The organism is Desulfosporosinus shakirovi (genome assembly GCF_020595055.1).
Classification (GTDB): domain Bacteria; phylum Bacillota; class Desulfitobacteriia; order Desulfitobacteriales; family Desulfitobacteriaceae; genus Desulfosporosinus; species Desulfosporosinus shakirovi.
Window position 1 is genome coordinate 1 of sequence record NZ_JAJDOO010000002.1, and the last position, 25073, is coordinate 25073.

The 25073-nt window shown below is 41.7% G+C and carries 23 protein-coding genes; 19 read left to right on the top strand and 4 right to left on the bottom strand.

Annotated features, from left to right (window positions below; genetic code table 11):
- The 6 genes from hcp to LJE72_RS02160 all read left to right on the top strand — a co-directional run.
- Positions 1–633 (top strand): hydroxylamine reductase (gene hcp / locus LJE72_RS02135; protein WP_229245952.1); only part of this gene is annotated, 633 nt, incomplete at its 5' end.
- Positions 634–840: 207 nt separating this feature from the next.
- Positions 841–3411, top strand: coding sequence for a molybdopterin-dependent oxidoreductase (locus LJE72_RS02140; RefSeq protein ID WP_229245954.1), 2571 nt, complete (start codon positions 841–843; stop codon positions 3409–3411).
- Complete coding sequence (locus LJE72_RS02145; protein WP_229245955.1) at positions 3408–4094, top strand: 4Fe-4S dicluster domain-containing protein; 687 nt, start codon at positions 3408–3410, stop codon at positions 4092–4094. Before LJE72_RS02140 ends, LJE72_RS02145 begins: the two co-directional genes overlap by 4 nt.
- A 14-nt stretch (positions 4095–4108) precedes the next feature.
- Positions 4109–5362: an NrfD/PsrC family molybdoenzyme membrane anchor subunit gene (gene nrfD / locus LJE72_RS02150; RefSeq protein WP_229245957.1), complete on the top strand. Its 1254-nt coding sequence runs from the start codon at positions 4109–4111 to the stop codon at positions 5360–5362.
- Positions 5363–5472: 110 nt separating this feature from the next.
- Positions 5473–6123 (top strand): superoxide dismutase, encoded by a 651-nt coding sequence (locus LJE72_RS02155; RefSeq protein ID WP_229246222.1) that lies wholly within the window; start codon positions 5473–5475, stop codon positions 6121–6123.
- 202 nt (positions 6124–6325) lie between these two features.
- Complete coding sequence (locus LJE72_RS02160; RefSeq protein ID WP_073030075.1) at positions 6326–6505, top strand: hypothetical protein; 180 nt, start codon at positions 6326–6328, stop codon at positions 6503–6505.
- 63 nt (positions 6506–6568) lie between these two features.
- On the opposite strand, the gene LJE72_RS02165 is transcribed toward LJE72_RS02160, so the two are convergent.
- Together LJE72_RS02165 and LJE72_RS02170 are read right to left on the bottom strand one after the other, a co-directional pair.
- Positions 6569–8320: an aldehyde ferredoxin oxidoreductase N-terminal domain-containing protein gene (locus LJE72_RS02165; RefSeq protein WP_229245958.1), complete on the bottom strand. Its 1752-nt coding sequence runs from the start codon at positions 8318–8320 to the stop codon at positions 6569–6571.
- A complete protein-coding gene (locus LJE72_RS02170; RefSeq protein WP_229245960.1) occupies positions 8320–8730 on the bottom strand; it encodes a 4Fe-4S binding protein in 411 nt (136 codons plus the stop codon). The genes LJE72_RS02165 and LJE72_RS02170 overlap by 1 nt, the downstream gene beginning before the upstream one ends.
- Before the next feature lie 252 nt (positions 8731–8982).
- Here LJE72_RS02170 and LJE72_RS02175 point away from each other — a divergent pair, with 252 nt between their 5' ends.
- The 3 genes from LJE72_RS02175 to LJE72_RS02185 all read left to right on the top strand — a co-directional run bounded on the left by LJE72_RS02175 (position 8983) and on the right by LJE72_RS02185 (position 11356).
- The gene (locus tag LJE72_RS02175) at positions 8983–9303 is read left to right on the top strand and encodes a heavy metal-binding domain-containing protein (protein ID WP_229245962.1); all 321 of its coding nucleotides are present in this window, start codon (positions 8983–8985) and stop codon (positions 9301–9303) included.
- A gap of 124 nt (positions 9304–9427) precedes the next feature.
- Positions 9428–10369, top strand: a complete 942-nt coding sequence (locus tag LJE72_RS02180) for a metallophosphoesterase family protein (RefSeq protein ID WP_229245963.1) — start codon at positions 9428–9430, stop codon at positions 10367–10369.
- A gap of 108 nt (positions 10370–10477) precedes the next feature.
- Positions 10478–11356 carry an Fpg/Nei family DNA glycosylase gene (locus LJE72_RS02185; RefSeq protein ID WP_229245965.1) on the top strand — a complete coding sequence of 293 codons (879 nt, stop codon included), beginning with the start codon at positions 10478–10480 and terminating at the stop codon, positions 11354–11356.
- 354 nt (positions 11357–11710) lie between these two features.
- Here the strand turns inward: LJE72_RS02185 and LJE72_RS02190 are convergent, their stop codons facing one another.
- Complete coding sequence (locus tag LJE72_RS02190; RefSeq protein ID WP_229245967.1) at positions 11711–12016, bottom strand: LapA family protein; 306 nt, start codon at positions 12014–12016, stop codon at positions 11711–11713.
- A gap of 171 nt (positions 12017–12187) precedes the next feature.
- On the opposite strand from LJE72_RS02190, the gene LJE72_RS02195 reads away from it, so the two are divergent.
- The 10 genes from LJE72_RS02195 (at position 12188) to LJE72_RS02240 (ending at position 24193) form a co-directional block, all read left to right on the top strand.
- A complete protein-coding gene (locus LJE72_RS02195) occupies positions 12188–13249 on the top strand; it encodes a GerMN domain-containing protein (protein WP_229245969.1) in 1062 nt (353 codons plus the stop codon).
- A 34-nt stretch (positions 13250–13283) separates the two neighbouring features.
- Positions 13284–14444 carry a metallophosphoesterase family protein gene (locus LJE72_RS02200; protein ID WP_229245971.1) on the top strand — a complete coding sequence of 387 codons (1161 nt, stop codon included), beginning with the start codon at positions 13284–13286 and terminating at the stop codon, positions 14442–14444.
- Entirely contained in the window at positions 14434–16860 is a 2427-nt protein-coding gene (locus LJE72_RS02205) for a coiled-coil domain-containing protein (RefSeq protein WP_229245972.1), read from the top strand. Before LJE72_RS02200 ends, LJE72_RS02205 begins: the two co-directional genes overlap by 11 nt.
- Positions 16861–17125: 265 nt before the next feature.
- Positions 17126–18553: a LysM peptidoglycan-binding domain-containing M23 family metallopeptidase gene (locus LJE72_RS02210; RefSeq protein WP_229245974.1), complete on the top strand. Its 1428-nt coding sequence runs from the start codon at positions 17126–17128 to the stop codon at positions 18551–18553.
- A gap of 476 nt (positions 18554–19029) precedes the next feature.
- A complete protein-coding gene (ehuB, locus tag LJE72_RS02215; RefSeq protein WP_229245976.1) occupies positions 19030–19914 on the top strand; it encodes an ectoine/hydroxyectoine ABC transporter substrate-binding protein EhuB in 885 nt (294 codons plus the stop codon).
- Between the two features lie 76 nt (positions 19915–19990).
- Positions 19991–20632 carry an ectoine/hydroxyectoine ABC transporter permease subunit EhuC gene (gene ehuC / locus LJE72_RS02220; RefSeq protein ID WP_229245978.1) on the top strand — a complete coding sequence of 214 codons (642 nt, stop codon included), beginning with the start codon at positions 19991–19993 and terminating at the stop codon, positions 20630–20632.
- Between the two features lie 2 nt (positions 20633–20634).
- The gene (gene ehuD, locus LJE72_RS02225; protein ID WP_229245979.1) at positions 20635–21285 is read left to right on the top strand and encodes an ectoine/hydroxyectoine ABC transporter permease subunit EhuD; all 651 of its coding nucleotides are present in this window, start codon (positions 20635–20637) and stop codon (positions 21283–21285) included.
- A 36-nt stretch (positions 21286–21321) separates the two neighbouring features.
- Positions 21322–22167 carry an ectoine/hydroxyectoine ABC transporter ATP-binding protein EhuA gene (gene ehuA / locus LJE72_RS02230; RefSeq protein ID WP_248286173.1) on the top strand — a complete coding sequence of 282 codons (846 nt, stop codon included), beginning with the start codon at positions 21322–21324 and terminating at the stop codon, positions 22165–22167.
- A gap of 201 nt (positions 22168–22368) precedes the next feature.
- A complete protein-coding gene (locus LJE72_RS02235; RefSeq protein WP_229245981.1) occupies positions 22369–23445 on the top strand; it encodes a 4Fe-4S dicluster domain-containing protein in 1077 nt (358 codons plus the stop codon).
- Positions 23426–24193 (top strand): formate dehydrogenase subunit gamma, encoded by a 768-nt coding sequence (locus LJE72_RS02240; RefSeq protein ID WP_229245982.1) that lies wholly within the window; start codon positions 23426–23428, stop codon positions 24191–24193. The genes LJE72_RS02235 and LJE72_RS02240 overlap by 20 nt, the downstream gene beginning before the upstream one ends.
- A gap of 77 nt (positions 24194–24270) precedes the next feature.
- Here LJE72_RS02240 and LJE72_RS02245 read toward each other — a convergent pair whose 3' ends face one another.
- Positions 24271–25053, bottom strand: coding sequence for an enoyl-CoA hydratase/isomerase family protein (locus LJE72_RS02245; RefSeq protein ID WP_229245984.1), 783 nt, complete (start codon positions 25051–25053; stop codon positions 24271–24273).
- Between the last annotated feature and the right edge of the window lie 20 nt (positions 25054–25073).

The following is a 25073-nucleotide window of genomic DNA, read 5'->3' on the forward strand; positions in this document are numbered from 1 at the left end:
GACCGGGCAGACGGAAAGGCCAAAGATTTCTCCGCCTTGATTGCCCATGCCAAGAGCTGTCCAGCACCGACGGAAATTGAAACCGGCGAAATCGTTGGAGGATTTGCCCACAATCAAGTTATGGCATTGGCTGACAAAGTTGTAGCAGCCGTGAAATCTGGAGCGATTAAGCGTTTCTTCGTTATGGCAGGCTGTGACGGCCGCATGAAGAGCCGTGACTACTACACAGATTTTGCCAAAGCTCTGCCTCAGGACACCGTGATCCTAACAGCAGGATGTGCTAAATATAAATACAATAAACTGAACCTAGGGGACATCGGCGGTATTCCAAGAGTGCTCGATGCAGGACAATGTAATGATTCCTATTCCTTAGCTGTGATTGCCTTAAAACTCAAAGAAGTCTTCGGACTCGATGATATTAACCAACTTCCTATCTCCTATAACATTGCCTGGTATGAGCAAAAGGCAGTCATCGTGTTACTGGCCTTGCTCCACTTAGGAGTAAAGAACATTCACTTAGGACCAACCCTTCCGGGTTTCTTGTCCCCGAATGTGGTCAATGTTTTAGTCGAAAACTTCGGCATTGCTGGTATCTCCACAGTTGAAGATGATGTCAAAATGTTCATGGCATAAAGAAAACTTGGCTGGTGCCAAGAGGACAAGTTTTAGTTAAAATGAGTATGATGGGACTGCCTTCCACCGTGAAGGCAGTCGTTTTACTAACATGTAAGTTTCTTATACTGCTTTTGGAGAAAAGTTTCACATGATTATATTCCTAAGTTTCTCTCAGAGCAAATGATGAGTAGTTAAGAAGGGAAATATCAAGTGGAGGTGCCCTTAATGGAAAAAAAGAATCTAAAGCTTTCTCGCAGGCAATTTCTTAAAGTAACAGCGGCTACAGGAATCTTGGCAGGGACAGTAGGAACAGCATCATTTATTCGACAAACCGTGGCCGCGCCTAAACAGGTTGACCCTAATATAAACTATGTACGTACCACATGTTCTCCAAACTGCACTGGGGCATGCGGGATGAAGGCCCTGGTAGAGAATGGCCAAATTAAGTCAATTATCCAAGCTGCAGATTATCCGGAAGCTGAGTATAATCCTCGCGGTTGTCTGAAAGGACTTTCCATGACCAACCTGATCTATGGTCCTGATCGTTTGCAAAAACCCCTTATTTTAAACGGAGTGCCAGGCTCAGGTGATTTTAAAGAGGCTTCTTGGAATGAGACGTTGGATTATACTGCCCGTCGATTAAAAGAAATAGCTGATAAATACGGACCGGAATCTATTGGAGTACTCTTCCAAGTAGGGGGAACCGGATACGTTCAAAAAGGGGCAGTGAGCCGGTTAGCTACTTTAGCAGGCTGGACTATGCATCACGCTTATGATCAAAACGGAGACTTACCGATGTTTTGGCCCATGACCTTTGGGGTTCAAAGTGAAGAGCTCGAGCCACGGGAATGGAATAATTCACGTTATATTATGATTTTTGGTTCCAATATTTTAGCAACTCGGATTCCCGATGCTCACTTTCTTCTTGAAGCGAGAAATCGTGGTGCTAAGATCTTAACATTTGACCCTAACTTTAGCCCTACTGCAGCCAAAGCAGATGAATGGGTCCCGATTAAAGCAAGCAGTGACGCAGCCGTTGCCTTAGGCTTAGCTCGAGTGCTGATCGAAGAAACGCTGTATGACTCTGACTTCATCAAAACCTTTACAGACCTGCCGCTCCTCGTTCGCGTCGATAATGGCAAACGACTAAAAGCGGAGGAGGTCAATGGTCTGGAAAAATTGTCTGATGTTCCAGCCTATCGAGAAGCCTATGTTGCCTATAATGGTCAGTTTATCGCTGTACACCCGGAAAAACTCGATCTTCCTTTAGATGTAATGATCGAAGGTGAAGTGAATGTAACTTTAAAAACTGGCCAAATGGTGAAAGTCAAACCCGCCTTTCAACTCCTCAAAGAAAGCCTTAATCAATACACACCGGAAGAGATTGAGAAACTCACAGAAATACCTAAGGACGATCTGGTGAGGATCGCCCGGGAAATGGCAGGCAACAAACCGCTTCACGTCATCTATGGAGCCGGTAATTATCAGTGGTATCATGGAGACCTCAAGGGTCGAGCCTTAGCCTTATTGCCGGTTCTCACCGGGAATATCGGCAAATCCGGTGCGGGAATTTCTACTTATGCAGGTCAGTATCGAATTCGTTTTAAAGTCGCAGAATGGTGGGTTCCGGAAGGTAAGAAGCAAAACTGGCTGCCTTTTCTATATGTGCTGCATGGTCCGACCAAAACGATGAAAGCTAAATGGCCCAAAAATGGGATTAAAGCGCTTGTAGTGGGTTGGGGAAATCCCTTTGACCAGCATAACATGTCAAATAAACTTCGTGAAATGGTGGAAAAAGAGGAATTGGAATTTGTCATAACCACAGATTTTCAAATGACAACCACATGTCGGTACAGCCATGCTGTTCTTCCTGCGGTGTCCTGGTACGAAAAAACGGATCTTGTGGCTACGCCTGTTCATCCCTATCTTCAATTGCAACAGCCGGCTGTCGATCCGCTTTATGAAGGGAAACCGGAGTTTTGGATTGTGCGAGAACTGGCTAAACGGTTGAATCCGGATTTTGAAAAGTATTTTTATCCTGACCTCGAACCGAATCAGGCGGCGGAAAAAGTCATCGAGCTTTTACTCAAAACCGGAGGACCTGAGGTCGCCGGTATCACTCTGGAACAACTTAAAAAAGGCCCGGTGCGCTTAAAGTCAGAAGTTCCCGGAGGGCGTCAAATACCGTTTTATGAACAAGTCCAACATAAAAAGCCCTTTCCACCGGTCAGCCTGCCTGCCAAACTTGAGCAAACTGCTCAGTTTGTGAAGAGTGGACGGATAGAATTTTACAAAGACGAAGATCTCATGCTTCAGGCGGGTGAGGCGCTCCCAATGCATAAGCCTCCTTTTGAGGAAAGCGAGTACGCCTTAAATCCGCTTGCTAAAGAAAAGTATCAGTTTTGCTACGTCACCCGTAATGCCATTTACAGAGTACACTCTACCCATTCGAACAATGTTTGGATGAACGAACTTCAAGATGGAAAGCCGAGAGTTTGGCTTAGCCCGGAAGATGGCAAAGCAAAGGGAATCAAAGAAGGGGACGAAGTTGAGATCTTTAATGATCGAGGGACGCTTAATGCATATGCGATTATTGATCCGGGAGTAGGCCGAAAACAGGCAGTTTTTGAGCAAGGATGGTGGAGCAGATATTTAAAAGGAGCATCCTATAATTCCTTAACTTATCCCTTTATAAAACCGACTCACGAATTATACTTTGTTCCGGGAATGTGGTCTCCAAATACTGCTTGGAATGAGTGCCTTTGTGATGTAAGAAAGGTTGGTGAGGGTTTATGAGACTTGGGATGGTGATTGACCTGGATCGTTGTATTGGTTGCCGTTCTTGTGCGGTAGCCTGTAAATCTCACAATGCACAGCCGCCTGGAACCTGGTGGAATAGAGTATTTACCCCGGGAGCTTCCTTTCATCAAGCTGCTGTGGGTAAAGATGGGGCCTTGCAAATGGAATATCTGCCCGTTTCCTGTCAGATGTGCGATAATCCGGCTTGCCAGAAAGTTTGTCCTTCCGGGGCCACTTATACGGATGAGCGGGGTGTGGTGTTGATAGATTATGAACGCTGTATTGGCTGTCGGTACTGTATTGCAGCCTGTCCTTATGGAGTTCGTCAATATAACTGGGAAGATCCGAAAAAAGCTAAGGCGCGGGCAGGGTACGAAAAAGGGTATGAGTATGGATATCCTGCCGATTTTCGAGATAAGGATGGCAGGTTGGTTTACACGCCTAACCGACCCGTCGGTGTCGTTGAAAAATGTACATTCTGTGTGCAATACACCTCTGGTGGAGAACAACCGGCGTGCGTTAAGGGTTGTCCCGGAAAGGTCCGAATTTTTGGAGACCTCGATGATCCAAGCTCAGAAGTTAGTAAACTGGTTCGGAAACGGCAGACAGTTCGTCTAAAAGAAGAATTGGGTACTTCACCTAAAGTTTTCTATCTGGCAGCCACGAAGCTGATACGCTAAGGAGGTGGATTAACGTGAAAAAAAGTAATATTCTCTTAGGCTTGGCAGGTAGTTTAATCCTGATTAGTTTAGTCGCTTGGGGATACCAAATATATAATGGGTTAATCGTGACAAATATGCGAAATTCATTTAGCTGGGGCTTATATATTGCAACCTTCGCATTTTTTGTAGGGGTTGCAGCCGGAGGATTGATTGTTTCCTCTACCGTCTATCTTTTTAATATTGAAAAACTAAAACCATTTACCCGTATTGCATCTCTATCAGCATTTGCCAGTATCTTAGGCGCCGGTGCCATGATTCTGCCGGATATGGGCAGGGTGGATCGGATCTGGAACATCTTTGTTTATCCCAATTTCAGATCTCCTTTGGTTTGGGATGTTATGGTCATCTCGGCCTACCTGCTGATCACGTTCTTAAGCGTCTATGTTCAAATTTTGCCGGACCGGAAAAAGGAAGGAAGCAGGTTCCTTAACGGGTGGACAAAAGCGCATTCTCAAGAAGAGGTTGAGGCATTCTCGAAAAAATGGTCTAAACGTATTGCCCTGGTTGGCTTACCTGTGGCCATTTTAATTCATACGGTGACAGCTTTGATCTTTGCCACGCAAGCTTCCCGAGGGTGGTGGAACACGGCGGTTTTGCCTCCGGACTTCGTTTCTGTAGCAGTTGCCTCTGGAACCGCTCTGGTCCTGGTAATTTCTCTTCTCGCAGTGGGAAAAGAACAGTTTGATCAGCATAAGGGCGCATTCCAAATAATGGCGTTAATTGTTGCAGGTTCTTTGGTTGTGCATTTTTTCTTCGTATCAGTGGACTTGATTATCCACGGCTGGTGGGGGAGCAGGGAAGCAGAGGAAATTCTGTCTCTTATTTTCGGTCATTATGGATATCTCTATGCGACGGAGCTTTTATTACCGGCCTTCACCATGGTGCTCTTCTTTACGGAAAAGGGTAAAAGAAGTTACAGGGCATTGATGATCGGAAGTGTGTTACTTTTTATCGGGGTTTTTGCTCATCGTCTGATGTTGATGTTTCCCGCCTTTAATGCTATTCCGCTCTCTTTGTCTATTCCAGGGGCGGGAATTGAAAGCTGGGCCTATCCTGTGGCCCTTGGTCAGCTCCAAGAAGGTATGCCGGTGTTTGTAAGTTCTTGGGCCTACATGCCAACCTTAGTCGAGTATGGTGTTACACTTTTGCCATTTGGCTTGGTACTCTTTGTTGTAACGGCAGCGCTAAAAATGTATAACTTTCTGCCTCAAAAGCCCTTCATGTAGGTATTTCTTTAAGAACTCGAACATAATGAAAACTATAATATCTTGTTAAAAGAAACTTGGATTTTACGGAACTTGGAGAGGAAGGGATTGGAGAGGAAGGGATTGGAGAGATGGAGTACTTAACCGTACCACTTGGGCAGCACAGGTTACCAAAATTACCTTATTCATATAACGCACTTGAACCTGTGATCAGCACTAGAGTACTGGAAATTCATCATAGTCAACATCATAAAGCTTATGTCGAAGGTTTGAATAAAGCTGAATTAAAGCTTGCCGAAGCGCGCCAAAGGAGAGATTACAGCCTAGTTAAACACTGGGAACGAGAAATTGCATTTCATGGATCAGGTCATATTTTGCATAGCATTTATTGGACGTCAATGGCTCCTGCCGGGAAAAGATGGGAAACTCCGGGTGCACAAACCCATAAATTAATCATTGATTATTTCGGAAGTCTCATTGCTTTTCAAGAGCAGTTCAGTGAAGCCGCCATAAATGTGGAAGGGTCCGGTTGGACATCGTTAGTATGGCAACCTGGTTGGGGACGTTTAGAAATCCTAACAATCGAGAAACATCAGGACTTTTATCAGGCAGGGAGTATCCCCCTGCTTGTAATAGATGTATGGGAGCATGCGTATTATCTGGATTACCAATCAAAACGCAAGGACTATGTCAGGTCTTGGTGGCAGATTGTTAACTGGGCTGCAGCAGAAAAAAGATTGATCCTTGCTATGTCAGGACAAATGCCCCTAGTTATTAATTAAGAGTTATCAATATTCTGTCCCGGACCATCATCTATTAATAAACCTAGGAATCCAGTTTAGGAATCCTAGGTTTATTTTGATTAGCCTTATAAGCTAGAAAAGTATCAATTTGATTACTTACTTATACATAGAAAAATAGTTTAACTCAAAAGCTATGGACTAAACAGATAACTGTTTTTAAAGAATATGGAGGTGTTTGCTTGTGCGCAAATGGGAAGAATTAACGAGAGATGAGAAAGAGATCATTACTACGATGAAAACCCAGGGGATAGGCCCTGATGAACTGCTCGAAAGGATGCGCAACTCTGGAAGAATGAGTGAGGAAGCGATTGAAGGTTTAAGGAAAGCCCTCGATGATGTAAGGCCGTTTCTTGTGCACTAGACATCGGATGTATAAAGAAAGGGGTGTCCTCTCTGGACACCCCTTTCTTTATTATGATAAGTTTTAGATTTTTTCAGCAAGTAACTCCGAACATTTCTCTGTATACCGATTAATCATTCTTTCAACAACAGACGATTCCAGCAGACCATTCATGCTTGGAGTTTTAAAGAATCTTTGAGGTAATTTAACTTGCCGTGGATCGAACCCTAATTTTTCTTTGAGGCGCAACTTCATTGAGTAAATCCGTTTGGCAATCGTAGTCAGTTCATCATCTGTAAGAAGATAGCCTGTAGCATTGAGAGCTTTCAGTACGGTTTCCCGGGTGTATAATTTTCTAGCGAAGAGGCAGATAACGAGTGAATTTAATAGGCATCGTTCAAGCTCCTCGTCAAAAAGGGTATTGACGGCTTTGTTTTCGTCGAAAGTTTTCAGGGATTGGTCAACTGAGTAACCAGCATTGCATAAATGTGAGTGCCGAGCCCCTACGGTAAGACCGACTAAGTTGGCATATCCGGTGTGGTACCCAGGGATTTCATTCCCTGCAACCTGGAGGGCAAACCCTTCGCCGCCGAACTTTGCCCCGGCAAATCGGGTTCCTTCTCCCAGAGCTTGGTAAAAGGCATTTTTTCGAGCCGATAAATATAGGAGAGCCTGATAATAGTTTTCGGTATTTCCATAAGTGAGAGGAAGAAGGGTTTCCGCTTCGGTTACGATTCCCTGAATTAAGCTCTCAGTTGCCCATGCCAAGGCGACCCCTGCGGAAATGGCATCCATGCCTGTTTTTTCGACCGCTTCAATAAGCTGTAATACCTCATCAGTCTTGCTTATCCCAAGTAAGGCGCCCAGGGAATAAATCAGTTCATAGTCATAGGCAACGCTCACGGATTCATAGTCATAGCCGTCGTCGAATTTTCTCCGGAATTGACCAATGTGGATACATCCAACCGGGCAACCGGTACAAGCCAACTTCCTGACGAGGTTTTCTTCTGCAAAGGTTTCTCCACTTATCTGCTCGGCGTCATCAAAATGATTAGCTGTCAAATTCTTCGTGGGCAAAGCACCTAAGGCGCTGATTGACTCTACATTGATCGATGTGCCCAAGTCATGATATTTTGCCATCAAGTCAGTTTCCGTAACTGATTTGAAAATTGTTTGGTAGGAAAGAAAATACTCTTTAAAGTCTTTGATTTCGGTTGTCTTATCCCCAGTAACGGTAACTGCTTTGACGAGCTTGCTTCCCATTAAGGCACCAAGGCCAAGTCGGCCAAAATGTCGATAGGTATCAACGCAAACGCTTGCGAATTTGACCATCTTTTCACCGGCTGGTCCGATCCGCAAAATGCTGCGTTTGCCGCTTCCTTCTTCCGAATCCCGAAGGAACTGGCCAACAACATCCGAATCCATACCCCAGATTGGACGGGCGTCTTTAATTTCAACCTTCCCCCCGTCAATGGCGATGTAAGAAGGGCGGGACGCTTTACCGCGAATCACAACCGCATCATATCCGGCCATTGACAAAGCTAAGGCTAGTCTGCCTCCTGCGTAGCTTTCCCCTAATTCCCCTGTCAGAGGGGAAATGAACATGGCAACTGTCTTAGTTATAAGTGGGTAGATGCCGGAGATTGCGCCAATTGCAAGAACTATAGGTTGTTCAGGGGATAGAGGAGGGAGTTCCGGTTGCATAGTTTCATCGAGCAATTTAGATGCTACTCCGACTCCACCTAGATAAATAGATAGATCTGTACGCTGCTTGATCTCGATTTTACCTGTAGCCAGGTCTATGTATAACACCTTAGTGGCTTTTTCATATAACATTACTGACCCTCCTCTAATAACCGTAAACATCCATGGGGGCAAAAGCGTGCACAAACACCGCAATGTTTACAGACAATGGGCCGCTTTGTGTCGAGGTCGAAATAGATTGCATCAACTGTGCAGGCTGCAACGCAACGTTCGCATCCCACACATTTTTCTTTGTCTAACAAAACTCCTCCTGCTTGACGTCTTACAAGTGCTCCCGTCGGACATGCTTCTGCGCAGGGCACATCATCTTTACACGCTTGACAAACTATCGCAACAAACTTTCCCGTAAGTCCTCCGCTTGTTTTAATTCGAATGGCACTTTTCATAATGGAATGGTCCTGCTGATTGACTGCAGCACAGGTTATCATGCATGAAAAACAGCCGATACAGCGGTTCATTTCAATTGCCCTTAATACTTTCATTGTCAGCCTCCAGTATAGTTCAGGTTTAAAGTAAAGGATAAGTCTAAGATAACCTCCATTTATAGAAGTGGAAGTCACATGATGGGATAAAGCTCTTATGATTCAAGTATACTACAATATTCTAGGTGCTTTATAGTTAATTGTTTCTTATTTCAACAATTAATTGGATTAATAGGTAATCCAATCAATTGTTAATACATGGATTATCGTCTATAATTATGAGGTATTAGAAAACATAAGGGGGTTCAGGACATGATTCTAACAACCACACCGTCAATTGAAGGCCATAAAATTACAGCCTATTTCGGCGTAATTACTGGGGAAGCTATTATGGGTGCTAATATCATGCGCGATATTTTTGCCAGTATTACAGATGTCATCGGAGGGCGTTCCGGGGCTTATGAAGAAAAACTGCAAGAAGCGAGACATATTGCTCTTAAGGAGTTAGAGGAACGTGCTGTAAGGTTAGGTGCCAACGCAGTTGTCGGTATAGACTTAGATTATGAAGTGATTGGTCAAAGCGGCAGTATGCTAATGGTTAGTGCCTCAGGGACAGCAGTAAACATAGACTAGTGATGTAAATTGGATATTTCAAAAATCATCAATACCGGTTAAGGCATGTATTTCACATCTTAACCGGTATGTTACGTTATAGCAGACTTTATTATAGTCACTTTCGTCAAAGGATGGATACAGTATGAAAAAAATATTGCTTATACTATGTTTTATCATCATATCTGGATTAACGCTATTTAATAATAAACAATTCATACCGCTAGACAAAGTTGCTAATTCACAGCAATACGAAGATGATCTGACGTTTGCTGTTTTAGGAGATGTTCATGGCAATAATGACAGCCTTCATAGAGCGATTAGAGATCTATACAGTATAAATCCTGGGTTGGACGTCCTCATACTTAATGGAGACACGGTAGATCAAGGGATTAAAAAGCAATATGATGGGATAAAGCGAACTTTGTTTAGAACTAATTCTATCTTGCCTAAAACTATTATTAAAAATATCGGAAACCATGAATTTTTTAACTATGACATAGAAGTAAACAGTCCACAAGATGTAAAGATCTTTATAGATCGATACCTCGAATTCTCTGGTGAAGAAAAAGTATATCATGACACTTGGGTTGAAGGTTATCATTTTATATCCTTGGGGTCAGAGGACGGCAATTCTGAAACTCTCGACTCTATAAGAGCTTACATTTCTAATGAACAACGAAAGTGGCTAACGGATAAACTGGCAGAAAACTATGAAAAGGGCAGGCCAATGTTTGTCTTTCTTCATCAACCACTAAACAGTAATCCTAACAGCGGATGGGTTGGATCTGATCAAAGTGAGGAACTTAAGAAAATATTATCCCTGTATCCTGAGGTCATACTATTTTCATCACATACCCATGCTGATTTAACAGAGAAGGGTATTGTACTTAATCAACCATTTACTAAAGTACATACAGGTGCAGTACACTATACCATTGTAAGAAACGTTCAAGACCAAACCAGAACGAGAGAACCCTTTATTAAAGGCCTATATGTTGTTGTCAATGGTAATCGTGTTGTTATCAAGGGAAGAGATCTGAAAGAGGGTTCTTGGATCTTTACTCAAGAACTCAATAGTCATTAATGTGCATAATTGATTTGCCAAATTAATGGTATCAACCAGAATGCATTAATCCAGTTAACCGGTGGAATCATAAAGGAGCAGGAAAGGTGAAAGGGGATTGAGGACTTTATGCCTGAAGCTCCTGAAATGGAGATATATAAGAACTACTTGAACCAGTGGGTTAAAGATAAGAAAATCAATCAAGCTAATGTTTATCGAGCTAAAAGCGTTAACCTGGAAAGTAAGGAATTTTGCACGACAGTTATAGGTAAACAAATTAAGGGTATTTTACGTCAAGGTAAATATCTTATATTTCAGCTTGATGATGGTCATTTTCTTCTCACTCACATGATGCTGGATGGAAGACTCTTTCTCATGACAATTGACGCTGAAAATCCGCAAGAAACTGAGGTGATATTGCAAAGCAATGCCGAGGATTTAAAACAAAGATTCCAGGATCTGCCGGGAAAAGCAAGTGTGGTATTGGGATTATCAGATGGGTTGGTGCTCTTTTTCTGTAATCTTACGTTGGGCTATTTACACTACCTTGGACAGGATCAACTTCAGACGAAATTACGGGAATTAGGTAAGGACCCGCTAGATCCAAACTTCAGTGCCCAAAATTTCGCTCAATTACTAGAGGGGAAAAGAGGGATGATCAAGCCGTGGTTAATGAATCCTAAAAATATATCCGGAGTAGGCAATGCCTATTCAAATGAGGCATTGTTTAGCGCGGGCATATTGCCCACGCGGTTAATTTCAGCAATAAGTCTGGCTGAAAAAGTAAAGCTATTTGATTCGTTAGTTAACAGTATCAGAGAGTCTATCCGCCTTGGCGGGGACATGGAGGAACCATTTGCTTCTTGGGACAATTTAACCGGAGGTTATAATGCATATTTCAAAGCTTATGATCGGGCTGGAAAACCATGTTTAGTATGTGGAGAAACTATCCAAAAATCTGAAGTGGGGGGAAGAAATGCATTTTTTTGTCCTCACTGTCAAAGGTAGGATTTCTTAAGTAACACCCACTTACAAGAAGTGGGTGTATTTGTTGAATTGATAACACTGTCTGCAGTAGCAACAATTTATTATTCAAGGGGATGTTATACACTGCAAAGGAACAGAAGTGTTCAGCCTGACAAACACGGGAGACAAAGATATGTCGTGTTTTGTCATATTGGCCCCGAATCCATCAGCCGCCTATTCAATAGAAGTTTGAGTATCCGACAACAAACGAGACAGAAACCTTTAGGGTATCTGTCTCGTTTGAATGTCATAACCTCCAGGATAATTCGACAGCCATTGATGGCTTAGTGCCACAACTTGCCATCCATTTTCCGCCCCTCTTTTTCGACATCGAGATTAGACTTCTTTTTTATCCGCACCATCAGTTGATTTCAAGGTTGAATTCTCTTGCAGGACAGGAAGGTCGTTATTCAGACTTTGATCCTTCGGGTGGTGTTTAGGCTTAAGCCTTAGTCTCAGTTCGCGCCAGATAGCTAAGAGGAGCATTATTAAAGCTCCCGCAAATGCCGAACCCAAGATTACCAGGACTAAAGGAACATCTTTAGTAACCCATAATAGCTGAATCGTTACTAAGCTTGCATTTTGGACAGCAAAGACAGCAATAAGTAATGAACAAATTAGGGATAAGATGAGTACAAACAATCCGTTAACCTCCTCGCTTATTATGATTTATTCGACTGCTATCTTCCGGATTCCTGCAGATATTTTACAGAATTCAACTTTATCCACTCTACCTTTCATCCTTGCTTCTGAAGTGTTACTTTTAGGATAGCTTCGTGCTATACTTACATCAAATAACCAAGGAGGCAAACAATGAAAAAGATAATTTTCGTCATGAGCTTATTATTTACGCTTGTTCTTTTAAACGGTTGCGCAAATAAGAACGATACTAAGCCAATTACTGAGGATGTTAAACCGCAAGAGAATAGTCAACCACTTACTGTCCGGGATTATTATCCCATTCAAGAAAATACGAATTATGTTTATGAGGGCAAAGGAATTGAATATGCCTCTTACAATGTTATGGTTGATTATATCGATGGAAGCCGTGTCCAGATAAGGTTAAACAATGGTGGAACAGAGACGGTTAAAGTACTTGAGATAAATGATGACAAAGTGACGGTTTTGTTTGCGAGAGGGGAAAGTTATCACCGAGATAATCTAATCAAAAGTCCCGGCAATACTGAAGACGTTCTGTTGCAAGAGCCATTAGTTGTGGGAAGTTCTTGGATTTTGGCGGATGGCAGAAAACGGTCAATAACAAGTTTAGAGGCAGAGATAACCACCCCTTTGGGTACGTATAAAACCTTGGAGGTTACGACTGAAGGCAAGGATGATAAAACTCAAGACTATTATGCCCCAAATATTGGTCTCGTAAAATCTTTATTTACATCATCTGATGGATTCGAAGTTTCTTCTTCATTAAGCAAAGTGGAAAGTAATGTTCCACTGACTCAAAACGTTAAATTCTTTTATCCAAATGTAAAGGAAGATAAGATCTGTTTTGTAAATAAGAAACTTATGTTTAAGACGAATGATCTAACAAAAAGTGTTTTGGAAAAGGCGTTCAAAGATTTACCCAATGGGGAGATATCAAAGGTTTTAGGCCCCAATGCTAAGATCAAAAGTTTATACTTAAATAAGGACAACGTTGCCTATATTGATTTCACTAAGGAATTTACAAGTGAAATGAACGCCGGTTCCAGTTATGAAAGCATGATTTTACAAAGTGTCACAAATACAATCGGAAACTATTACGGGGTTGATAAGGTATATTTAACCGTCGAAGGCACTCCATATGCATCCGGACATTATATCATGGACGAAGGTGAGTTCTTTTCGGTAGATTTAAATAATACTGTAGAACTCCATTGAACGATTCCTTTTAATGGGGTGAGGTGAAGAAGTTATGACTTCATGTCTGCGTTTCATACAGTGTGCGGGTTTTCGTTTTGACAGTCCTTTCTGGGATGGGCCTGAGAGTTGGACGACATTTCGAAATCTAGATTTATGGCAGTCGTTTCAAGCTGTTCTTGCACTTTGTCAATCAGAAAAAATAGAATTTCTCTTTCTGACCGGCGATTTATTTGAACAGGAATATGTTCGCAAGGAAACTGTCGAGCGGGTAGCCAAATCGCTGGCTAAATTAGAGGGGACGAGAGTTTTCATAACCCCAGGCAGAAGGGACCCGCTGATTATCTCGTCTGCCTATCGACTAACGGTCTGGCCCAGCAATGTTCATATATTTTCAAGCAGAGTTACAAGTGTCAGAATTCCCTCTCATAATGTCACTATTCACGGAGCGGGATGGACGGCTTATCATCAGGAAAGCCCTTTCCTTGATTGTTTTCAACCGCTTAATGACGGTACGCTTCAGCTTATGCTTCTTTACGCAGTGGTAGATTCCAATCGGAAGACTGAAGGCTTTATTCCGATTGGACAAGAACAGGTTGCTTCCAGTGGTTTGAATTACTTAGGGTTAGGATCTAGTGAAGTTTGGAGTGGAGTACAACAAGCTGGAAAAACAAACTGGGCAGATTGTGGATCGCTTGAAGCCAGAAGTTTTCAAGATCATGGTCCTCATGGCGTGCTTCTTGGGGAAATTCAGAAAGAATCTTCTTGTTTTGAATTTCGAGAACTGGGCCAACGTTGCTATATTGAAAAGAATCTAACAATCCGGTGCCAATCTTCTATTGAAGGAATTGCGGAGAAAATAATAGCTGAGACTAAGGTTGAAGAACGGCAGAAGAATCTGTATAGGATCAAGTTATCAGGAAACTTATTAGACGTTGAAGAGTTGGTTCAGCCTTTGCAAAATCTTCTTATGACTCAGTTTCGCTTTGTTACCGTTCTCCCTTTAGAAGAGAGAACTCAGTCTCAATTAGAATTTCCGGTGCTTTCTGGAGAGAAGAGTATGGAGGGCTTTCCGACTCTTGCGAAAGTATTCGCTAATAAGCTACAAGCACGCTTGATTAGTGCCGATGAATCGAAAAGCAGTGATTATTGGGAGATAGTACAAAGAATCGGATTAACAGCGCTAGGGCAGGGACGGACAATTGATGAGGATTGAACGAATTGGGATTAAAAATTATGCCAGTCTGCGGGATGGTGATTGGATATTTCCGCTAGGTCCGGTAGTCATTATATTTGAAGATCTAAGTTGTCAGAAGTTATTTCGTGATCTTCTGCTGACCTTATTTTGTGATCAGAAGGAATCAGAATTATTAGGTCAAGGACCTGACTCATTGATGGAAGTGTGGATGTCTGGAGAAGGTGCTCGCTATCATATTCGGGTTGAATATCTCCAACAAGAAAATGAATTGAAGAGATATTCGAAAATATTAGATGAAACTGGACAGACTGTTTGCCTACCGGAAAATATGACCCTTGGAGAATATTTATTTAATGCTCAATTACAGGCTTTTTTGCAAGGAGGAATTGTGGAATGGCCGGAAAGAGACCACCAGGATGAACTTATCTCACGCATTAGCAACTTGAGCCAAGGTGGAGACGAGAGTCTTTCGTTGAGGAAAATGCGGGCTTCTCTTGCCGGAGCTCAAAAGAGAGTGAAAGACCAAAGAGAAAGTATGGAACTTATAAAGGCTGAATATGATGACCTCAGGCTTGAATGGGAGACCATACATCGCCAACAAGAGGATGAACGGTTACTCCAAATAGAAATTAAAAATCTTCAAGAAAAAGAAGCAATTTTAATCGAGAGTATCGCCGCGACTACAAATATTCAAATTCGTATAGAGTTGCTTAAGCAAAATCCTGATTATCGTGAATTACGTCAACTACAAGATGAGATAAAGCAGTTAGAAGATCGTCGGCAATGCTTAGAGGCTGAATTGAAGGCTATTTCTTGTGAGTCATCAACGGATCAGATAATCGAAACCTTTCGTGAAGAATGCATGGAGTGGGCTTGTATTCAGAAAGAGGCGGAAAGCTTAGCTGATGAGGTACAGTTGCGCTCAAAACTAATTGATGAGACCCAAAAGCTTCTTCTTACATCCGGCTATCAGAGATTTAAGGAAGACCAGGATCTGCAACTAAAGCTGATTAAAGAGGAACGGAATGTTGCACAAGATAAGCTGAATAAGCTTATTCTCATAAAGCAAGAGCTTGAACAACTTAAAATATCAGCCTCGCAGGAAAATAGTCTATTGACTGATTTGGCGATAATGTCCGGCGTTACCGAGGGGGATATTAACAGAATCGCGAAAAAAGAAAAGAAATTAGAATTGTGGCGGAAATCTAAAGTTTTTTGCACTTTAGATCGGCTTTTGTGGAAGCGTTTAGGGATGAAAAGGTATGATGAAATCTTATCATCTCATCTTCTCGATTATTACCAAAGGTATCTTGTATCAGACTATCAGGAATTCACTTATAAACTTAAAGAATTTCATAATCAACAAAAACGGTTTCAAATAGTCCAAAGACAGATGGAAAAATTGCAAGAAAAAGTTGATCAAGAAAGTAAATTAGGCAAAATTGTAAGTTCCCGCGATGAGATCTTAAAACAAGCGTTTACCGCGGTTAATGTTGCTGATTTTTCAGAATGGCTGCTAGGTTGGGCAGACTATCAGCAGAAGAAAAAGCAACTGTCGTTGGAACTTAACCAGATGAATATAACATTAGATAAGAAGTTAAATCAAGAAAAAAATTTAGAGGAATACTCGGAACGTATGATCGAAAATTTAAAGAATTGGGGAATTCCGGCGACTGATCGAAAGGAAGTACTTGAAGCAGTATTCAAAGTGGCTAGACAGCTTCAAGAGAGAGATGAAGTTAAGAGAGAAATTGCTTTTTTATCGGAGGGTTTTGAAAGAAGACTAGGGGATCGAGATTTGGAGAAAATTTCAGTTATCTTGGAACCTTTAGCGGAATTGGAACGTGAAAATCTTCTTTCTAATGAAGAAAGGCAGATGGAACTGACTTCTTGGGATAAAAGGCGAGTGGAAATGCGCCAAGAAATAGAAGATCTCAAGCAACGACTTCAGGGCATGCGCCGGAAAATCACTTCTTTGTCTGTTCTTGAGAAGAACATAGAACTCAGGAAAAGTCAGTGGACAGGGTATGAAGACTTACGCCATGCTTTAGACGATGCCCAGACTTTGCTGGAATCATCTTGGCAAGAATGGCAAACTAAATACGAAAAGATCCTGAGTGAAGAAAAGCAGTGGATTTTCGAGCATAGTTTCTCTTCAGTCCCCTTTAAAATCGAAGGGGAGAGTGCAGCGAAAAGGAACTATTTTTCTTACCGTATGGCGGTTGCACAATTAGCGCTTACTCCTAATACCGAAGTACCCTTATTATTCTCGTTTGAAAAAATAACGAATGAGGATCAAAATTTTTGGGAAGATGTAATACGCTATCTTTATAATCTGTCATTTTCCAGACAAGTGGTTATTAGTACCACGGATCCTGATCAGATTGAAAAACTTTCAAGTAAAGGTTGGCATTCTCTGTGCTTTGGAGCTTGAACCAATGTGTATAGCAGCAAAACACAGAATGTTAGAGATAACAAAGGGGGTGGGTTACAATGAGAACGCTTCCCTTTTTTTATGTGGAAGAAGGAAATTCATAGCTTGTTGTGGTTCAAACTGAAATAGTATTTAGTATTCGCCAGATTAAGTTGACAATCAAGGCAGAATAATAGAGAATAAAAAGGGATTAAGTCAATAAGAATGATTGCCAATTGTGACATTCAAATTCGAATTTAACCCAAATATAATTTAAGGGGGTTCTATGAAAAAAGTTGGCGATTTACCCGTAAAGCAATACTTAGAAAATCTGAAAGCTAAGATTTTCACAATAAAGAATATACCTTGGAAATCTCCAAGAGTTATAGGCGGATCTCTTGCTCTGTTGCTCCTTATGGGGAGTGGAATAGTTTATCTGAATTCAACCACTTCGGCAGTTTTTATTGTTTTAAATGGAGAAAAGATTGGACTAGTCGCTAATCAAGATCAAGCTGGAGAAATGATCAATCAGATTCTCACTGAAAAAGGAGAACCATTCGGCATTGCAGCTAAAACTCATGATAGTATTACTTACACTTCAGTTCGAATAAAGAATGCAGAGTTTAGATCTCTATCTAAGTCAGACTTAGCGGAAGATATTTCTTATTATGTTGATGGAGTTATGTTAAAGGTCAATCAAGAGCCAATCTTTGTCCTGGCCAATGCTGAAGACGGAGAGAAATTACTTAAAGATTTTCAAGAGTACTACACAAAGCCGAGTGATAAAAATCAAGTATCATCTGTCTCTTTTGAAGATAAAGTTGAGACACAACAGGTGGAAGCTCCCTTGGAACAAATTATCTCCTATGAGCAAGCCTTAGAAAAGCTTAAGCAAGGCAATTTACAAAAGGTGGAATATATTGTTCAGGAAAAGGATTCCTGGTGGCTCATAGCACGGAAAAACGATATGAAGACAAAAGAAGTTTTAGCCAGTAATCCAGGGACAAATGAAGATACCATTCTTAAACCTGGGGAAAAAATAATGCTGGATAAAATTTCGCCTTACATAACAGTCGTAAGTGAAGGAATCCGCACGGATACTGAAACGATACCTTTTGATGTAGTCACTAAAACTGACACAAGTTTGCCGAGCGGAGAAACGAAAGTTAAGCAAGCCGGAAGTGATGGACAAAAGGAAGTTCAATATGCTTACGTCCAAAAAAATGGTCAGGTGGTTACCCAAACTGTTAAAGATGAAAAAGTACTAAAAGAGGCTGTTTCCCAAATAATTGAGAAAGGACCGCAACGTGTTACGGTTGCCTCTTCTCGAGGCAGTGGGAGCATTGTTTCCGGGCTGTCATGGCCGCTAAGAGGACCGATAACTTCTTACTACGGATACCGTCAATCTGAGTTTCATACAGGAATTGATATTGATGGTGATCAAGGCGATCCATATACAGCTGCAAGTGCCGGTAAAGTTGTAAGTGCTGGATACAGTGGTAATTATGGTTACACCATTACTATTGATCATGGCAATGGTGTTATGACACGCTATGCCCATTCTACTAAACTTTTAGTTTCCTCAGGGCAGAGCGTATCTAAAGGACAGACGATTGGTTTAGTGGGGTCAACTGGGCGCTCAACTGGTTCACATCTCCATTTTGAAGTAATTGTAAATGGAGACACAGTTAATCCACTTAATTCTTTGCGATAGCATTTTAACCGGAAATATAAAAGTCTTAGGCACATTTAAAGTAGTGCCTGAGACTTTTTTTGTGTTATGCTCAACTTTGAAATCATGTCGCCCTTTATGCTTAAGTAAGCACTAATCTTGATGGCCTGTTCGGGTCGCGGACAGTGCATTGTGTGGAAGTTTAACCTTGACACCCCGACAACTTATCTGTTATCATTGAGTTGTCAGTAAAGTATTGTTTGCCTTTAAGGCTGAATTTCTCAAAAGGAAAACGAGGGAACCGCTTTAGGGTTAGGCACCTAAGAATTAGGTATTTAATGCTTAAACCCCTGAGCCAATCGACTTCGTAAGCGGTTTGAATTATTTTGATGCGTTTTTATCTTTTGGGAACCGAAAATGGTTCTCTTTAATTTTGCCTTTGCTGCCATGCTTTATTTATGGCAAAGGGCAGGGAATCAACACCCTTAATCTGGTATAATTTGGAAGGAGATTGAATGATGAAACGATTTAAAAGACTTCTCGCAGTTACCTTAGCTTTATCCCTTTTTGGATTAGCAGGTTGCGGAGCATCGGAGACTGAGAGTAATGCTAAATCTGCCTTAGAAACCGCAAAAGAAAGAGGATATGTGGTTGTTGGATTTGCCAATGAAAAGCCTTATGCGTATCAAACACCAGACGGAAAGCTCACTGGAGAAGCAGTAGAAGTTGCAAGGACAGCTCTCGAAAATATGGGTATTAATGAAATGAGAGGAGAATTAACTGAGTTTGCTTCTCTGATCCCCGGACTTAATGCCAAGCGCTTTGACATGATTACTGCTGGTATGTTCATTAATCCGGAAAGGGCAAAAGAAGTAGATTTTGCTAATCCTGAGTATAGTATTGGAGAGGGGATTGCCGTTAAGAAAGGAAATCCCCTTGATATTCACAGTTACGAAGATATCGCAGCTAATCCCGAAGCAAAAATTGCCGTTCCCGGAGGAGCGATTGAGTATGATTATCTCCTGAAATCTGGAGTTCCACTGAAGCAAATTATGACTGTTCCAGATATGCCGGCTGCCTTATCCGCTCTCCAATCCGGACGTGCTGATGCCCTTACTGCCACTGGCCCATCTGTCCAAGCAACTCTTGAAACTGCAAACAATCCGGATTTAGAAAGAGTCATGGACTTTAAGCAACCGATTATTGACGGCACCGAAGTCCTTGGTTATGGTGCTACAGCCTTCCGCAAAGAAGATAAGGATTTCCGTGAGGCTTTTAACAGTGAACTTGAAAAACTTAAAATATCCGGTGAGTTGCTGAAGATCATTTCTCCCTTCGGATTTACCGAACAAGAGCTACCTGGTGATAAAACGGCTGAAGAATTAAGCAAAGCCGTAAGCTAGTTGATTTCTAGCCATAATTTCTAAGAGTGGAAAAAGTGGTATCTAAAACCTTTCCGAAAGGGGTCGGTGTGAACCTATGTGGTTTGATATTCTCCCTTCTTTCTGGGAGGGAACAAAAATAACGATTGAACTAACGCTATTCTCCGCTGTTATTGCCTTTTTTCTCGCTTTTGCGGCAGGATTTGGTCGGCTTTCAAAATTCAGAGCAGTCCGTTTGTTAGCTGCAACCTATGTCGAGGTTTTTAGAGGAACATCTTTGTTTGTTCAACTCTTCTGGATATACTTTGCTTTGCCGCTGTTTGGAATTATGTTGCCAAAAATGGTCGCCGGTGTATTGGCGCTCTCCCTTAATGCAGGTGCCTATGGGTCTGAGATTGTGCGCAGTACTCTTATTTCAGTGCCTAAAGGACAATCGGAAGCAGCTATCGCCCTTAATATGACTCCTTGGCAAAGAACCCGGTTGGTTATATTGCCACAAGCTTTAGTAATGATGCTTCCGGCCTTCGGCAATCTAATAATCGAATTGCTTAAAGGCACTGCACTTGTGTCCCTGATAACCCTTTCAGACTTGACATTTGTTGCTACAGTTCTCAATTCCTCAATTATGCGACCAACCGAAATATTTTCAGTCTTGTTAATCATCTATTTTGTCATCTCCCTGCCCTTCACTAAAGGGATTCAGTGGATTGAACACAGGTTATCTGCGGGGAGGTATTAAGTATGTGGAACTGGGAATATGCTATCAAGATCTTACCCGAAATTTTAAAAGCATTGAAAATAACTATTTCTGCCACTTTTGTCGCCTTTGTTGTTGCTTTAGTTGTGGGGCTGATGCTGACTCTTGCCCGCAGATCCAATTTTAAACCGCTCTCCTTATTTGCGGGTGGGTTTGTGGGGTTTGTCAGAAGTACTCCTCTTTTAGTGCAACTATATTTTATCTTCTATGTCCTGCCTGAGTATGGACTTTCCCTTACTCCTTTTGTTGCTGGGGTTATTGGTTTAGGACTTCACTATAGCACCTATCTTGCCGAGGTATATAGAGGAGGAATTGAGTCAATTCCTCCTGGACAATGGGAAGCGGCTAAAGCACTTAATTTTTCTACCCTCAATACATGGAAGAAGATTATTTTGCCCCAATCCATTCCGCCTGTAATACCTGTAATGGGGAACTATCTAATAACTATGTTTAAAGAAACTCCCATACTCTCAGCGATTACGCTAGTTGAGATAATGCAAACAGCTAAGATGCTTGGTTCTCACTCATTCCGCTATCTGGAAGCTTTTACAATAGTGGGAGTGCTGTTCCTGGTATTGAGTTATTCATCCTCGCTTATGGTGAGGCGCTTGGAAGTTCGACTAAATCTCAGATAGCCTTTAGTGAGAAAAACTTTGAAGGAGGTTAATCGTATGAGTGTACCACTGAAATTAATCTATAATGAGGACCCAACCAAAAATATTGGAAGCGAAGTTCGTAAGAATATAGTGCGTCCGATTGTCACTTATAACAATATCAGTAAGTCATATGGTGATCTTCAAGTTCTAAAGAATATCGATCTTGAGATTGCACCCGGTGAAAAGGTAGCTTTAATTGGACCCAGTGGATCGGGTAAAACAACTTTAGCCCGTCTGCTCATGACCTTGGAAGAACCAACTTCCGGTACGATTGAAGTTGAAGGGGAAATGCTCTGGCATCAGAGAGTGAACGATAAACTGATTAAGGCCAACGAAAAACATCTTCATCAAGTACGGGGTAACATCGGTATGGTCTTTCAGCACTTTAACCTTTTCCCACATATGACAATTTTACGCAACGTCATGGAAGCCCCTCGAAATGTGCTGGGACTAAGTAAAGATGAAGCTAAAGAACGGGCTGTGAAGATGCTTGAACAAGTAGGGCTCTCGAGCAAAATTGATGCCTACCCTGCACAGCTTTCCGGAGGACAGAAACAACGTGTAGCAATTGCTCGTGCTCTGGTTATGCGCCCGAAAGTGATGCTTTTTGATGAGCCAACTTCGGCACTCGATCCGGAGTTAGTCGGTGAAGTTTTGGAAGTGATAAAAGCGATCGCTTCTGAAGGAGAAATGGCGATGCTTTTGATCACCCATGAAATGGACTTTGCAAAGGACGTAGCAGATCGAATTTTGTTCTTTGATCAAGGGAAGATTATTGAACAAGGCCCACCGAAGAAGATATTTAATAATCCTGAAAGCGAACGATTACAAACATTTTTAAGCAGATTTAATAGGCATTAAAATTAAATAATTAAAAAGCGGGCCATTTATTTGGCTCGCTTTTTAATTATTTTGTCCTGAAAAATGTACGCTTTTTACTAATTTCGACAGTTATAAACATTGAAGTATATAACCCCCTATAGGTATGTTGAAACTTTCCTATTGTCAATTGCCCCGATTTATGATACATATATAATATAATACGTATGGGGGGTATGGGGGATGAAGGATGATGGTATTATTTCTCGCAGAACATTTTTTAAGCGAACTACGGCGGCCGGTTTACTTGGAGCATTAGCAGCAACCGGTCTTAACAAGCCTGTTCAGGCCGCAGGTTTAAGTAACGGAAAGTTGGGTACTCTGATTGATCTATCAAAGTGTGACGGGTGTAAAAATTATGGCACACCACTTTGTGTCGAAGCATGTGGTAAGCATAATCAGGAACGATTCCCGGAGCCGCAAAAGCCTTTGAAAAAATACTGGCCACAAGATAAAGTTGAAGACTGGTCTAATAAGCGAGATCTCAAAAGCCGCTTGACTCCTTATAATTGGACGTTTGTCGATCATGTTAAAGTTAAGCATAACGGGGTCGAGCAAGAAGTCTATGTTCCAAGACGATGTATGCATTGTGATAATCCGACCTGCTCAAAGTTGTGTCCTTTCAGCGCGATCACTAAAGATACCACCGGGGCTGTATCCATTGATGATGAAATATGCTTTGGAGGGGCAAAATGTCGTGACGTATGTCCATGGGGCATTCCCCAACGTCAAGCCGGAGTTGGAATTTACTTGGATATTGCACCGGACTTAGCTGGTGGTGGAGTCATGTATAAGTGTGATATGTGTGTTGATCTTTTGTCAGAAGGCAAAAAACCCGCTTGCGTAAGTGCCTGCCCCACAGGTGCCATTTCGATTGGTCCCAGAGATGACATAAGAAACCTTGCTTACGAAAAGGCTAAAGAAATTAATGGTTATGTCTATGGGGATAAAGAAAATGGAGGAACCGCAACTCTTTATGTTTCTGCAATTCCCTTTGAGATGATCGATGCTGCGATTAAGGCGGACAAAGCGACCAAAAAAGATACTGCCCCAGGTCGTCCTGGTATGCCTGTTAATGTTGAAAATTATCTTTCTACAGGAAAAGGAATGTTTATCAGTACGCTAATGGCTCCATTCGCTGGGGCGGCAGTTGCCGGTTTGACTGCTTATCGAACTATAAAAGGGGATAAAGCAAAACGAATACAGCATAACTCGACCAATCAAGGAGGGGAGAATAACGATGGCGAAGAAAATATCTAACACAAAGCAAAATAAAATTTCACGACAAAGTCTTGCCAATCGGTTTGTCCACTGGACAACTGCTCTCTCGGTTCTATTGCTTATTATCACGGGCTTAGGGCAACTTCCCTTGTATACTCGGTACAATGTCACAAAGTTGCCGGGTGCGGAATGGCTTGGAGATTATTTTATTACCATTAATCTGCATTATCTGGGTGCGCTTGGGTTATTGTTTGCCGCATTTTTCCATGTTGTATATGCATTTGCCCGCCGAGAGTTTGATATCTTCCCACGTAAGGGTGATATGAAAGAATCTTATCTGATTATTAAAGCAATGCTAACCAAAGGTAAGGAGCCCGCTTCGGATAAATACCTAGCCGAACAACGTGTAGCTTATTTGTTTATCGGGATAAGTCTTCTCTTATTGATTGTTACGGGTTTAGTTAAGACTTTTAAGAATGTTCCAGGTACAGAACTTTCACATTCTTTCTTGTATTGGAACACTGCATTGCATAACCTGGGTACGGGCTTAATTATCTTTGGCATAATTGGGCACTTAGCGGCATTTTTGCTTAAAGAAAACCGCCCGCTTCTTCCGGGAATGTTCACGGGGTCAATTAACCGGGAGTATGTCAAACATCGTCATAGTCTTTGGTATGCAAAACTCCTTCGCGATGGAGAAATCAATGAATCTCATCTCGATGTATCAGAAACTCGTATTCCCTCGGTGGATTCGAGACACGATAATTATAAGAATCAGTCCCAGTAGTCGGATTAACACAAAGGAAGAACTCCTCACAAATAGTCGTGAGGAGTTCTTTTGACAGTGTGGAGATGCTTCTAAGATTATCTGCCCGTGAAGACAGGTTTTCTTTTTTCGAGAAAGGCTGTAACTGCTTCGCGTAAATCTTCCGTACCGCAACAAAATGTAGATTGAGACTGTTCGAAGAGCAATCCCGTCTGGACGCTGCTTTCATTAGCTAAATTAATCCCTTTCTTAGCAAAACGAACTCCTGCTTGAGGGAAGCCAGCCATTTTATGGGCAAGCTTCATCGCTCGTTCATTAAGTTCTTCTTTTTTTACTAAAATTTCAACCAAGCCAATTCGCAATGCTTCTTCTGCATCAATTTCTTCACAGCCCATAATCAGTCGCTTTGCTTGTCCTATACCCACCAGATGGGTCAAGCGGGTAGTTCCTCCCATATCGGGAGATAAACCAAATCGTACTTCAGGAAGAGAAAACTTAGCATTATCAGCGGCTATTCTAATATCGCAACCGAGAATCAGTTCAGTAGCAGAACCATAGCACAGGCCGTTTATCGCGGCAATAACCGGGATAGGAAGCTCCTGCCAGAAAGAGTACAAATTTTGCAGCCATACAAGGTTATCCATTATAAACTGGGAACTGACACTTTGTAAGAATTTAAGGTCAATTCCAGCAGAGAAGTTTTCACCATTAGCGTTTATTATGATTCCTGCCAGGTTATGGTCATTTAGGATTTCTTTTTGGATTTCCTCTAATTCATAAAGAAAATCTGAACCAACTAAATTGAATCCTTTGGCATTATCAAGAGTTATTATTCCGATTTTGCCATCCCTATTAAAGGCAAGACGTTTTCCATAGCTCATTTTTTTATTCCCCCATTTCT